The sequence below is a fragment of the Faecalibacterium sp. I2-3-92 genome, from assembly GCF_023347315.1.
GTDB lineage: Bacteria > Bacillota > Clostridia > Oscillospirales > Ruminococcaceae > Faecalibacterium > Faecalibacterium duncaniae.
The window spans coordinates 884,210-897,417 of sequence record NZ_CP094470.1; the positions used below are offsets into that span (position 1 = coordinate 884,210).

Genomic DNA, 13,208 nt, shown 5'->3' on the forward strand with positions numbered 1-13,208 from the left:
GAGCGGCTGTGACCGCACCTGAAGGAGGGAAACCGGATGGCACAAAAAAAGATCCCTGCCCGCCAGTGCATCGGCTGCATGACCAGCCGCCCCAAAAAGGAACTGGTGCGGGTGGTGCGCGCCCCCAGCGGCGAGATCAGCATCGACCCCGTGGGCAAGAAGCCGGGCCGCGGCGCTTACCTCTGCCCGGACCCGGCCTGTCTGGCAAAGGCCAAAAAGAAAAAGGCGCTGGAGCGCTGCTTTGAGCAGCCGGTTCCCGCCGAGGTTTACGATGCGCTGGCCGCACAGCTGGCCGACGTGGAAAAGGAGGCCCAGCCGAATGGCGAAGCATAACAATACCCCCGAAAAGCCCAAAATGGCCCCGGAAGAAGCGCTGTTTCAGGCGCTGAGCCTCTGCCGCAAGGCAGGCGCGCTGACCATGGGCTTTGATGCCGTGGAAGATGCCTGCGTCAAGAGCAAGGCATGGCTGGTAATGGTCGCGTCCGATGCCAGCGCCAAGACCGTGCAGCGCCTGAACTACGCTGTGGGCGACTTGGTGGACGTGATCTCCATGCCGCTGACCCAGGACCGCCTGGCCGATATCAGCCGCAAGCCTGTGGCTGTTTACGCGGTGACTGACCGCAACCTCGCAAAGCTCTGCTTTGACCGTCTTTCGGACTGCGGGGCAATCAAAAATGAGGAGGATATGAGCGAATGACCGTAAAATATAAAGTGAGCGATTTTGCAAAAGACCTGAATGTTTCTGCAAAGAAGGTCCTGGATGAGCTGGCTGCCATGGGCAGCACCGGCAAGAAGAACAGCTCTACCCTGGAAGAGAATGAGCTGAACTACCTGCTGGAGAAATTCAGCAAGGACAACAGCGTTGCCAGCCTGGACGAGTACCTGAACAGCGCAAAGCAGCCTGCCCAGCCTGAAAAGAAGGCGGAGAAAAAGGCCGAGAAGCCTGCGGAGAAAAAGGCAGAGCCCAAGGCTGCTGAGAAGAAGCCCGAGGCAAAGCCCGCTGCCCCTGCCGCAAAGGCAGAGCAGCCCAAGGCAAACAATAACAACAATAAGCACGGCGAGAAGAAGAACGAGCAGCACAAGAAGCGCGAGGAGAAGACTGTCTCCCTGAGCGAGCTGGCCCGCGAGACCGGTGCCAAGGCCTCTGCTGCTCCGGCTCAGTCCGTCTCTGTCCGCCGCGAGGACAGCCAGGTGACGGTCGATACCCGCACCGTGGATGTGAACGTGGATCGCTTTGATGCCCGCTACGACGATCTGGCTTCCACCAAGAACACGGAGAACCGCCGCAAGCCCACCCCGCAGGGCAATAAGCAGAAGTTCACCCAGCGCGGCCAGCGCCAGCGCCAGCAGTTCCAGAAGGGCAAGCGCGAGACCGAGTTCGAGCGCCTGCAGCGCATCCAGCTGGAAAAGGCCCGCAACGCACAGCTGAAGGTGATGATCCCCGATGAGATCACCGTCGGTGAGCTGGCTGCCCGCCTGAAGCAGCAGGCCGGCAAGGTCATTGCCAAGTTCATGCAGATGGGCGAGATGCACGCCATCAACGATGTGATCGATTTCGATACCGCATCCCTGCTGGCTGAGGAGTTCCACGCAAAGGTCGAGCACGAGGTGCATGTGACCATCGAGGAGCGCCTGTTCACCCAGGAGGAGGATTCCGCCGAGGATCTGGTGGAGCGTCCCCCCGTTGTCTGTGTCATGGGCCACGTTGACCACGGCAAGACCAGTATCCTGGATGCCATCCGCAAGACCAATGTCACCGCAGGCGAGGCTGGCGGCATCACTCAGGCCATTGGTGCATATCAGGTCAAGATCAACGACAGCCTGATCACCTTCCTGGATACGCCGGGCCACGAGGCATTCACCTCCATGCGTGCCCGCGGTGCCAACATGACCGATATCGCTGTTCTGGTTGTTGCCGCCGATGACGGCATCATGCCCCAGACCGTGGAGTCCATCAACCACGCCAAGGCTGCCAATGTCAAGATCATCGTGGCCATGAACAAGATGGATAAGCCCACTGCAAACCCCGAGCGCGTGATGGAAGGCCTGACCAAGTACGGCATCATCACCGAGGACTGGGGCGGCGACGTTGCCTGCATCCCCGTTTCCGCACTGACCGGCATGGGCATCAACGACCTGCTGGAGCGGATCGCACTGGAGGCCGAGGTCATGGAGCTCAAGGCCAACCCCAACCGCCGCGCCAAGGGTGCTGTTGTTGAGGCTCGTCTGGACAAGGGCCAGGGCCCCATCGCCACCATTCTGGTGCAGAACGGCACCCTGCATGCCGGTGATGTCATCATTGCCGGTACCGCTGTGGGCCGTGTGCGTACCATGCGCAGCGACAAGGGCGTGCTGCTGAACGATGCAGGCCCCTCCACCCCCGTGGAGATCACCGGCCTGACCGCTGTGCCCGAGGCAGGCGACCTGTTCGAGGCCGTTGCTGACGAGCGTCTGGCCCGTGAGCTGGCAGAGCAGCGCATTGCCGCTGCCAAGGAGAAGCAGTTCTCCTCCTTCCAGAAGGTCACTCTGGATAACCTGTTCAGCCAGATGGCACAGAACGATATGAAGGAGCTGGCCATTGTCGTCAAGGCTGATGTGCAGGGCTCCGCCGAGGCCGTCAAGCAGAGCCTGGAGAAGATCTCCAATGATGAGGTGCGCGTCCGCGTCATCCACGCCGGTGTCGGTGCCATCAGCAAGTCCGACGTTGACCTGGCCGATGCCTCCAACGCCATCATCATCGGCTTCAATGTCCGCCCCGACAACGTGGCCAAGGAAGAAGCCGCTGCCACCAAGGTCGAGATGCGGATGTACCGCGTCATCTACGATGCCATCAACGATGTCACCGATGCTATGAAGGGTATGCTGGCTCCCAAGTTCCGCGAGGTCGCACTGGGCGAGCTGCAGGTCCGTCAGGTCTACAAGATCAGTAACGTGGGCACCGTTGCAGGCTGCCGCGTGACCAGCGGTAAGATCACCCGCGACAGCAAGGTGCGCGTTGTCCGTGACGGCATCGTCATCACGGAGGACGAGATCGCATCTCTGAAGCGCTTCAAGGATGATGCCAAGGAAGTGGCCGAGGGCTACGAGTGCGGTGTTACGCTGGCAAAGTTTGCCGATGTCAAGGAAGGCGACGTATACGAGGCCTTCAAGATGGAAGAATATCGGGACTAAGGAACGGATTAAACCTCTCCGTCATTGCTTCGCAATGCCACCTCCCCTAGTAGGGGAGGCCTTGGCAGCCGGGTGAAGCCTCATCTTTATGCCAAAGGCACCCCCATTAGGGGAGCTGTCGAGCGCAAGCGAGACTGAGGGGTTTTGTTTTAGAGGAGAAGCTATGTCTCAGAAAAATATGGGTCGTCTTGCCCAGGATATGAAGCGTGAGGTCATTGCCATCATCGGACGGCTGAAGGACCCCCGCCTGGAGGGCGGTCTGCTGACCGTCACCCGTCTGGATGTGACACCTGACCTGGATGTTGCAAAGGTCTATGTGAGCGTGATGGGCCGCGAGGACGGCCCCAAGCCCGCCATCGAGGCACTGAACCGTGCCGCAGGCCATGTGCGCACCGAGGTCAGCAAGAAGATGCACATCCGGAAGGCTCCGCGCTTCATCTTTGTGGAGGACGACGGTGCCGCCTACGCAGCCCACATCAATGAGCTGCTCCGCACGCTGAACGTGAACGGTGACGCTGAGGAAACCAGCCAGCCGGAAGAGACCGAGGAATAATCAGCCTTGCGGAAAGGATGGAACATGGGATGACAGAACAGCTGAATGTACAGCAGATGGCAGAAAAGCTGCTTGCTGCGGATAACATCTTGATTCTGTGCCACAAAAACCCGGATGGTGATACGGTCGGCTGCGGCAGCGCGCTCTACTATGCGCTGCTTGCACTGGAAAAACACGCAGCCGTGCTCTGCGCCGACCCCATCCCCGGCCGGTACGCATTTACCAACCCCCGCCTGTTCAAGGGCGAATTTGAGCCGCAGATCGTGGTGGCTGTGGATGTTGCCAGCGTCCAGCTGTTTGGCGAGGGCAACGGCGTTCCCCAGTACACGCGCCATGTGGACCTGTGCATCGACCACCATGCAGGCAACAGCGGCTACGCCGAGTTCACACTGCTGGACGGAAGCGCCGCCGCTGCGGCAGAGCTGCTGTATGAGGTGATCTGTGCCATGCGTGTGGAGATCACCCCCCACATTGCCGATTGCCTGTATACCGGCCTGTCCACGGATACCGGCTGCTTCAAGTTCTCTTCCACCAAGGCCAGCACCCACATCACTGCTGCCAAGCTGATGGAGGCTGGTGCCCATGTGGAGGAGCTGAACACCCTGCTGTTTGACACCAAGTCCCGGGAGCGGATGGAAGCCGAGCGGATCGCCCGCAACCATCTGGAATATCATCTGGATGGCCGCTGCGCCCTCATCTACCTGACCCGGGATGAGATCGAGCAGAGCAGGGTAGACCCTGCGGATCTGGAAGAGCTGACCAGCCTGCCCATCAGCATTGAGGGCGTGAAGGTCGGCCTGACCCTGCGCCAGCAGCCCGGCGGCAGCTATCGCATCAGCGTGCGCACCGCCAAGGGCGTGGATGCCTGTGCCATTGCCCGCCGTCTGGGCGGCGGCGGCCACACCCGTGCGGCGGGCTGTGAGCTGCTGGGCAACCTTGACAACGCCAAGAGCGCGATCCTCTCTGAGGTGGAAGCTGTTCTTGATGCACCGCAGGAGGAAGCATGATGCAGGGGATCCTCATTGTTGATAAGCCCACCGATTGGACCAGCTTTGATGTCATTGCCAAGCTGCGGGGCATTCTGGGTACCCGGAAACTGGGCCACAGCGGTACGCTGGACCCCATGGCGACCGGTGTTCTGCCGGTGTTCTGCGGCGGGGCCAGCAAGGCAGTTGATCTGCAGCTGGACCACACCAAGGCCTACCGCGCTGTCCTCAGGCTGGGCCAGTGCACCGATACCGGGGATGTGACCGGCACTGTGCTGCAGACCGCCCCGGTAACGGCAGGGGAGCAGGAGCTGCTGGCTGTTCTGCCGCAGTTCCTCGGCCCCCGGATGCAGACCCCGCCCATGTACTCGGCGGTCAAGATCAACGGTCAGCCGCTCTATAAGCTGGCCCGCGAGGGCAAGACTGTGGAGCGCAAGGCCCGGCCGATCGAGATTTTGGACATCCGGTACGAGGGCAGCCCTGCGGAAAACGAGTATGCCCTGACCGTAAAGTGCTCCAAGGGCACCTATATCCGGGTGCTGCTGGAGGAGATCGCCGAAGCCATGGGCCAGAAGGGCACCATGAGCGCCCTGCGCCGCGTGGCCGCCGGGGTGTATTCCGAAGCCGATGCCCACACGCTGGAAGAGATCCAGGCGGCAAAGGATGCGGGTCCGGAGGCCCTGCAGGCTCTGATGCTGCCGGTGGAAAGCGTGTTCGCCAGCCTGCCGCTGCTGGTGGCGGACGAGCGGGTGGAGCAGCACCTCTACAACGGGTGCCCCACCAGCCGCTATCCCGCTGCCGACGGCCGCTACCGCGTGCGGAACGCCGGAGGGCAGTTTCTGGGTCTTGCCAATGTGGTGAACGGTGTGCTCAAGGTGGAAAAGCTGTTCGTGGAAAGGAACTGACGACCAATGCAAATCGTTTCATCTCTGTCGCCGCTGACGCTGGAACATGAGGGCGGCACTGCTGTTGCCATGGGCTACTTCGACGGTATCCACATCGGCCACCGTGCCGTCATTGAGGGAGCAGTGGAGTGGGCAAAGGCCCACGGCGCTGCCCCGGCGGTGTTCACCTTCAAGCTGTCCGCTGACAGCAAAATGAAGGGCCGCCGTCTGCTCTCCACCGAGGATAAGCATGCCCTGATCGCAAGCCTGGGTGTGGAGTATTACCTCTGCCCCGAGTTTGAGGAGATCCGCGCCATGACCCCGGAGCAGTTCGTGTACGGTATCGTGCAGGACTGCCACGCCAAGGCGTTGTTCTGCGGCGAAAACTTTACCTTTGGTGCCAAGGCCGCCGGGACCCCCGAGCTGCTGAAGCAGCTCTGCGCCCCGCTGGGGGTGGAGGTCGTGGTGGTGCCTATGGCACAGTTTGAGGAAAAGCCGGTGTCCTCCACCCGCATCCGCACGGCATTGGAGGGCGGCGATGTGCCTGCCGCCAACGCCATGCTGGGGATGCCCTATGCCATCCGCTTCGCGGTGCAGCACGGGGTGGGTCTGGGCCGCACGCTGGGCGTGCCCACCATCAACCAGATCTACCCGGCGGGTTTCCAGATGCCCCGCTACGGCATCTATATCACCCGCACCCGGATCGGCGATACCTGGTATCCCTCGGCTACAGGCCTGGGGACCCGGCCCACTGTCAATTCGGACGAGACCAAGGTGACCTGCGAGACCTTTATCCCGGATTTTTCCGGCGACCTCTACGGCACCGACCCGGTGGTGGAGTTCTACGCCTACCTGAGTCCCAGCAAAAAGTTTGATACCCTGGACGAGCTGAAGGCCTGCATCGACCATGCAGCCCGGCGCGCCAAGGCCTATTTTGCAAAAGTATAGTAAAATTTTTCTTGCTTTTTGCACGGATTTCTGTTATACTAGCCATGTTACCGCGGCACGGGGCTGGGAGTATGCCCATTTGGGAGTACCGTTTTCCCGCATTCTGTGCCGACGGCAAATAAAATTTTATAAAGAGGTACTGTTACTATGAACAAGCAGGAAGTTATGGCCAAAGTCGCTCTGACCGAGAAGGACACTGGCTCCCCCGAGGTTCAGGTCGCTCTGCTGACCGCTCACATCAACGAGCTGAACGAGCACCTGAAGAAGAACCCTAACGATCACCACAGCCGCCGTGGTCTGATGAAGATGGTTGGCCGCCGCCGCAATCTGCTGGCCTACCTCCAGAAGAAGGACATCGAGCGTTACCGTGCTCTGATCGCAACCCTGGGTCTGCGTAAGTAATAGAAAACAGAGGGCAGGTACCGCATTGTGGTGCCTGCCCTTTGCTCTTTTTTGAGGAACAACAGGCCGCTGCTGCGCGTTGCAGCAGTAAATCGAGCGCCTGTGCTGTAAAAGGCACGGGCGTTGGCTTTATTGCTATGATGCGCTGGCCGCTGCCTTTTGGAAGATAAGAAGATAAACCGCAAAAGGACAAAGGAGGCAAAACCAAATGGCAATTGAATTTGGTTCCCGCAAAGAGGCCTTTGAAAACTTCAAGGTCTACGAGACCACGCTGGCTGGCCGTCCGTTCAAGGTCGAGATGGGCAAGATGTGCGGCCTGTCCAACGCAAGCGCCCTGATCCGCTACGGCGAGACCTGCGTGCTGTGCAACGTTGTGATGAGCCCCAAGCCCCGCGAAGGTGTGGACTTCTTCCCCCTGAACGTGGAGTATGAGGAAAAGCTCTACGCCGCAGGCCGCATCCCCGGCAGCTTTATGCGTCGTGAAGGCCGCCCCGGTGAGCGCGCCATCCTGACCAGCCGCGTGGTGGACCGCCCCATGCGCCCGCTGTTCCCCAAGGAGATGCGCAACGATGTCTGCATCACCATGACCGTGATGAGCCTGGACCCCGATTGCAGCCCTGAGATCGCCGGCATGATCGGTGCGTCTCTGGTCACCGCTGTGTCTGAGATCCCCTGGAACGGCCCCATCGGCGGTGTTCAGGTGGGCCTGGTGGACGGCGAGATCGTCCTGAACCCCACCCAGGAGCAGCGCAAGGTGAGCGACCTGGCCCTGACCGTTGCCGCCACCATGGACAAGATCGTGATGATCGAGGCCGGTGCCAACGAGGTGGACGAGGACACCATGCTCAATGCCATCAAGGCCGCCCACGTTGAGATCAAGAAGATCATCACCTTCATCAACGGCATCGTTGCAGAGCGCGGCAAGCCGAAGATCGATTTCCAGGTGGTGGGTCTGGATATGGATGTGTTCCATGCCATCCAGAACAAGTATCTGGACGACTTCAAGGCCGCCATGGATACCGACGACAAGAATGTGCGGGATGCTGCCCTGCTGCCCATCATGGACAAGATCGCCGAGGAGTACCCCGATCTGTCTGACGCAGATCTCGACCTTGTCAGCTACAAGATGCAGAAGTACGTTGTCCGCCGCTGGCTGCTGGATGAGGGCAAGCGCGTGGATGGCCGCGGCATCAACGAGATCCGCCCGCTGGCTGCCGAAGTGGGCATTCTGCCCCGGGTCCACGGCTCCGGTATGTTCACCCGCGGCCAGACCCAGGTGCTGACCACCTGCACCCTGGGCGGCACCAAGGACAACCAGCTGATGGACGATCTGACCGACGAGCAGACCAAGCGTTACATCCATCACTATAACTTCCCGCCGTATTCTGTCGGCGAAGCCCGCGCACCCCGCAGCCCCGGCCGCCGCGAGATCGGCCACGGCGCACTGGCAGAGCGCGCTCTGGTTCCCGTGCTGCCCTCTCTGGAGGAGTTCCCCTACACCATCCGCTGTGTCTCTGAGGTCCTGAGCTCCAACGGCTCCACCTCTCAGGCTTCCATCTGCGGTTCCACCCTGGCTCTGATGGATGCCGGTGTGCCCATCAAGGCACCTGTTGCCGGCATCTCCTGCGGCCTGATCACCGAGGGCGACCGCTGGATGACCATGCTGGACATTCAGGGCGTGGAGGATTTCCACGGCGATATGGACTTCAAGGTGGGCGGCACCCGCAAGGGCATCACTGCCATCCAGATGGACATCAAGATCGACGGCCTGACTTACGATATCATTGCCGAGGCCTTTGAGAAGTGCCGCAAGGGCCGCCTGTACATCCTGGACGAGATCATCAAGCCCGTGATCGCACAGCCCCGTGAGGAGCTGAGCCGCTGGGCTCCCAAGATGTTCAGCATGATGATCCCTACCGATAAGATCAAGGACGTGATCGGCAAGGGCGGCAAGGTCATCCAGGACATCTGCGCCACCTGCAACTGCAAGATCGATGTGCAGGAGGACGGCCATGTGTTCGTCTCCGCCGTGGATCAGGAGGACGCAAAGCGCGCCATCTTCACCATCAAGACCATTGTGGAGGACCCCGAGATCGGTGCCATCTACAAGGGCAAGGTCACCCGCCTGATGAACTTTGGTGCCTTTGTGGAGATCGCACCGGGCAAGGAAGGTCTGGTGCACATCTCCAAGCTGGACACCAAGCGTGTGGAGCGCGTGGAGGATGTGGTCGCCGTGGGCGATGCCATCGTGGTCAAGGTCACGGACATCGACCAGCAGGGCCGCATCAACCTGAGCCGCCGCGATGCCATTCTGGCGCTGGAAGCCAAGCGCGCCGCGCAGGAGCAGCAGTAATCCATAAATCAGAGGGACCCCACAGCCGGTTGGCTGCGGGGTCCCTTTTTGCTGTCCGAAAAAACTTTTGGGTTTCCTCTTGACAGAAATGCAAAAATGTGTATTATTGTATTAGCTGCTTAATACAGCAACACATAAGGAGGGCAAAGCAGAATGAGTGAACAGTTTGATGCCAGCCGCCCGATCTATGCCCAGCTGGTGGAACGGCTCAAAGCCAGAATTCTGGCGGGCACCTACCCGCCGGGGGGCCATCTGGATTCGGTGCGGGATCTGGCCGCAGCTGCCGGGGTCAACCCCAACACGATGCAGAGGGCTCTGGCCCAGCTGGAAAGTGAGGGCCTTGTGCGCACCGAGCGCACCAGCGGACGCTACGTCACGGAGGATACGAATTTGATCGAACAACTGCGGGCTGCCGCCGCCCATGACATCGCGGCAGATTTTCTGGAGAAGATGCGCAGCATCGGCTACACGCCGGAAAAGGCGGCAGCCCTGTTGGAGCACTGGGATACAGAGGAGGTAGAACCCCATGAGTAAGGTACTGACCTGTGAAAAATTGACAAAAGTATACGGAAAGGAAAAGACCGCGCTGGACGGCATCGATCTGGAGCTGGATTTTGGCCGTATCGTCGGCCTGCTGGGCCCCAACGGCAGCGGCAAGACCACCTTGCTCAAGCTGGCCAATGGTCTGCTGCAGCCCACGGAAGGCCGCATCCGGATCGCGGGCATGGCCCCCGGCCCGGAGACCAAGGAGCTGGTCTCCTACCTGCCGGACGCCGACTGGCTGCCCGACTGGATGCGGGTGGAGGAGCTGGTGGAGATGTTCCGGGATTTTTACGGCACGCCCAGTCAGGCCAAGGCTTACATCGGCTTTGATGCCGACAAGGCCAATGAGATGCTGGCCCGGCTGAACATCGCCCCCAATGCCCGGCTCAAGACCCTTTCCAAGGGCAACAAGGAGAAGGTTCAGCTGGTGCTGGCCATGAGCCGCAACGCCCGTCTCTACCTGCTGGATGAGCCCATCGGCGGCGTGGACCCTGCGGCCCGGGACTACATCCTGAACACCATCATTTCCAACTACAGCAAGGACGCGACCGTTGTCATTTCTACCCACCTCATCGAGGACATTGAGCCGGTGCTGGACGAGGCCGTGTTCCTGAAGGACGGCAAAATCTTCGCCCACCGCGCCGTGGATGATATCCGCGAGACCGAGGGCAAGAGCGTCGATGCATATTTCCGGGAGGTATTCAAATGCTGAAACAATTGCTGAAATATGAGTTCAAGGCCACGAAACGCCTGTATTTCGGGCTGTATCTGGCGCTGGCGCTGTTGAGCGTGGTGCTGGGCGTGACCTTCCGGCAGGAACACGCGCTGGCTCACAGCACAAGCTTCCAGAATCTCGAAGTGATTCTGATGATCGTGTATGTTTCGGTCATCCTTGCCATCGCGGTGCTCTGCTTCGTGAACACCATCCAGCGCTTTTATCAGAACCTGCTGGGCCGGGAAGGCTACCTGATGCACACGCTGCCGGTCAATGAGAACCAGCTCATCCTCTCCAAGCTCCTCACCAGCATTGTCTGGGTGCTGTGCAGCGGCCTTGTGGGCATCGTCTGCATCACGGTCATGGTTGCTGTCGGCGTGTTCGACCCGGAGACCTTCGGCATGGTGGACTGGGAAAGCTGGAAGCAGCTGTGGGGGATGCTGTATGGGGAACTGGGCGCGAAGTTCTGGCTGGTGACGTTCTGGACCATCCTCATCAATCTGGCCCGGCTGGCAAGCCTCATCCTCTGCGTTTACGCTGCCTGTATGATCGCCCATCAATTCCCCAAGCATGTGATGGTGGCCGGGATCCTCGCGTTTATCGGCCTGAACATCGTGGAGACCCAGCTCGATAAGCTGCTGGGCACGAATGATGTGAGTATGATCGTGGATGTCACGTACCGGGTCGTGGATGTGAACGTGACCGGTGTGAGCTATGGAGTGACCCCGATGCGCTGGCTGACGGCGGCACTTGGAACAGACGTTGGCTATCTGTTCTGCTTTGCCGTGACTGCAGCCATTGCGGCGGCATACTTCTTCCTGACCCGGTGGCTGATGAAAAATAAACTGAATCTGGAGTAAACAAAAAGGCGGTGTGCCCGGAGCGGACACACCGTCTTTTGCTGTCTGGAAAAAGGATTATACGCCGGAAGCGCCGTAGTTTGCCAGCACACGGGCAGAAGGATCGTTGACGTTGCAGCCGGGCCATGCCTTGTTCGGCATCCAGAAGCCCACGATGGTGCGGCTCTGGTCGTGGTAGTATTTCTCGAAGATCTCGCGGTAGAACAGGCTCTCCTTGGTAAAGGGCATACAGTGGGCCGAGTAGTTTGCCCGGCGGAGCTGGAACTCCTCATCGGTGTACAGGCTCTCGGCGTACTCCTTGATGTCGTCCACCATGCTGTGGCCCACGGCATCGGAGAAGGCGGCCTTTTCGCGCCAGAGGATCTCCGGGGGGAGCCAGTCGCCCTCAAAGGCCTTGCGCAGCAGGTACTTGCCCTTGCCGTAGCTGTTCAGCTTCTTTTCAGGATCAATGGCCATGACGTAGCGCACAAAATCCAGATCGCCAAAGGGCACGCGGGCCTCGATGCTGTTGGCGGAGATGCAGCGGTCGGCCCGGAGAACGTCGTACATGTACAGCTCCCGGATGCGCTTCTGGCTCTCCTGCTGGAAGGCATCGGCGGTGGGGGCGTAGTCGGTGTACTTGTAGCCGAACAGCTCATCGGAGATCTCGCCGGTCAGCAGCACGCGCACATCGGTCTGCTCGTGGATGGCCTTGCAGAGCAGGTACATGCCCATGCTGGCGCGGATGGTGGTGATATCCCAGGTGCCCAGCAGTCGGATGACCTCCTCCAGGCTCTGGATGACCATGTCCCGGTTGATGATGATCTCATGGTGTTCGCTGCCCAGATAATCGGCGGTCTGGCGGGCATATTTCAGGTCGATGGCATCGGTGTCCATGCCGATGGCAAAGGTGCGGATGGGCTTGCCCAGCTTCTTGGCTGCAATGGAGCAGACCAGCGAGGAATCCAGACCGCCCGAGAGCAGGAAGCCCACAGGGGCATCGGCATCCAGACGCTTTTCCACGCCTGCGATCAGCTTTTCGCGGATGTTCCGCAGGGTGGTCTCCATGTCATCCTCCATGGGGGCGGGCACGTCGGCAATGTCCTCATAGCGGACAAAGCGGCCATCGCAGTAGTAGCTGCCGATGGGGAAGGGGCGGATGTCGTCGCACCAGCCGATCAGGTTCTGCATCTCGGAGGCAAAGGCGATCTGGTGGCTGGACTTGGAATAGCCGTAGAACAGCGGACGGATGCCGATGGGGTCACGGGCTGCGATCAGCCGGTCCTTGCGGGAATCATACAGAATAAGCGCGAACTCGGAGTCCATGTGGCGGAACATATCCAGACCGTACTCGTAATACAGCGGCAGCAGGATCTCACAGTCGCAGTCGGAGGCAAACTTGTAGCCCCGGCGCTTCAGGATCTCCTTCTCAAAGCGGAAGCCGTAGAGCTCACCGTTGCAGACCACGCAGTCGGCACCGCGGTAGAAGGGCTGCATCCCCTCCGGGGTCAGGCCCATGATGGCAAGGCGGCCAAAGCCCATCAGACCAAAAGGCCCTTCCACCACACGCTGGTCGTCCGGCCCGCGCATCACGGTGCGCAGCAGATACTCCTTGAATTTGGCGGCACTCAGGTCGTGCCCCGTGTAACCCATAACACAACACATATTTCTTACCCCTCTCTCTAAACCTCTCCGTCAATGCTTCGCATTGCCATCTCTCCTGATAGGAGAGGCAGGTTTCCCGGTGACTGAGAGGTTTTTGCAAATAAAAAAATACGGCAGCCTTCATCCCATTTGCTAGGACGAATGCTGCC

Annotated in this window: 13 protein-coding genes and 1 other annotated feature (1 of these 14 cut by a window edge); of the genes, 12 read left to right on the top strand and 1 reads right to left on the bottom strand. The window is 60.1% G+C overall.

Annotated features, from left to right (window positions below; translation table 11 throughout):
* The first annotated feature begins 36 nt into the window (after positions 1–36).
* The 12 genes from rnpM (at position 37) to MTP42_RS04230 (ending at position 11,415) form a co-directional block, all read left to right on the top strand.
* Positions 37–333, top strand: coding sequence for an RNase P modulator RnpM (rnpM, locus tag MTP42_RS04175; protein WP_005933128.1), 297 nt, complete (start codon positions 37–39; stop codon positions 331–333).
* A complete protein-coding gene (locus MTP42_RS04180; protein WP_005933129.1) occupies positions 320–697 on the top strand; it encodes a L7Ae/L30e/S12e/Gadd45 family ribosomal protein in 378 nt (125 codons plus the stop codon). Before rnpM ends, MTP42_RS04180 begins: the two co-directional genes overlap by 14 nt.
* On the top strand, positions 694–3,171 hold the full coding sequence (infB, locus tag MTP42_RS04185; RefSeq protein WP_005933130.1) for a translation initiation factor IF-2: 2,478 nt from the start codon (positions 694–696) through the stop codon (positions 3,169–3,171). The genes MTP42_RS04180 and infB overlap by 4 nt, the downstream gene beginning before the upstream one ends.
* 163 nt (positions 3,172–3,334) lie before the next feature.
* Positions 3,335–3,724, top strand: coding sequence for a 30S ribosome-binding factor RbfA (gene rbfA / locus MTP42_RS04190; RefSeq protein ID WP_097772525.1), 390 nt, complete (start codon positions 3,335–3,337; stop codon positions 3,722–3,724).
* 17 nt (positions 3,725–3,741) lie between these two features.
* On the top strand, positions 3,742–4,731 hold the full coding sequence (locus MTP42_RS04195) for a DHH family phosphoesterase (RefSeq protein WP_156061967.1): 990 nt from the start codon (positions 3,742–3,744) through the stop codon (positions 4,729–4,731).
* Positions 4,731–5,615 (top strand): tRNA pseudouridine(55) synthase TruB, encoded by an 885-nt coding sequence (gene truB / locus MTP42_RS04200; protein WP_330221141.1) that lies wholly within the window; start codon positions 4,731–4,733, stop codon positions 5,613–5,615. Before MTP42_RS04195 ends, truB begins: the two co-directional genes overlap by 1 nt.
* A 6-nt stretch (positions 5,616–5,621) precedes the next feature.
* Complete coding sequence (ribF, locus tag MTP42_RS04205) at positions 5,622–6,542, top strand: riboflavin biosynthesis protein RibF (RefSeq protein WP_249258028.1); 921 nt, start codon at positions 5,622–5,624, stop codon at positions 6,540–6,542.
* Positions 6,543–6,689: 147 nt separating this feature from the next.
* Entirely contained in the window at positions 6,690–6,944 is a 255-nt protein-coding gene (rpsO, locus tag MTP42_RS04210; RefSeq protein ID WP_005933138.1) for a 30S ribosomal protein S15, read from the top strand.
* A 208-nt stretch (positions 6,945–7,152) separates the two neighbouring features.
* The gene (locus tag MTP42_RS04215) at positions 7,153–9,297 is read left to right on the top strand and encodes a polyribonucleotide nucleotidyltransferase (protein ID WP_249258029.1); all 2,145 of its coding nucleotides are present in this window, start codon (positions 7,153–7,155) and stop codon (positions 9,295–9,297) included.
* A 153-nt stretch (positions 9,298–9,450) separates the two neighbouring features.
* Positions 9,451–9,831 carry a GntR family transcriptional regulator gene (locus MTP42_RS04220; protein ID WP_005933142.1) on the top strand — a complete coding sequence of 127 codons (381 nt, stop codon included), beginning with the start codon at positions 9,451–9,453 and terminating at the stop codon, positions 9,829–9,831.
* Positions 9,824–10,552 carry an ABC transporter ATP-binding protein gene (locus tag MTP42_RS04225; RefSeq protein WP_098922884.1) on the top strand — a complete coding sequence of 243 codons (729 nt, stop codon included), beginning with the start codon at positions 9,824–9,826 and terminating at the stop codon, positions 10,550–10,552. Before MTP42_RS04220 ends, MTP42_RS04225 begins: the two co-directional genes overlap by 8 nt.
* Entirely contained in the window at positions 10,546–11,415 is an 870-nt protein-coding gene (locus MTP42_RS04230; RefSeq protein ID WP_249258030.1) for a hypothetical protein, read from the top strand. The genes MTP42_RS04225 and MTP42_RS04230 overlap by 7 nt, the downstream gene beginning before the upstream one ends.
* A gap of 57 nt (positions 11,416–11,472) precedes the next feature.
* On the opposite strand, the gene asnB is transcribed toward MTP42_RS04230, so the two are convergent.
* On the bottom strand, positions 11,473–13,047 hold the full coding sequence (gene asnB / locus MTP42_RS04235; RefSeq protein WP_005933147.1) for an asparagine synthase B: 1,575 nt from the start codon (positions 13,045–13,047) through the stop codon (positions 11,473–11,475).
* Between the two features lie 142 nt (positions 13,048–13,189).
* Positions 13,190–13,208: a binding site (T-box leader), on the bottom strand (it continues 244 nt past the right edge of the window).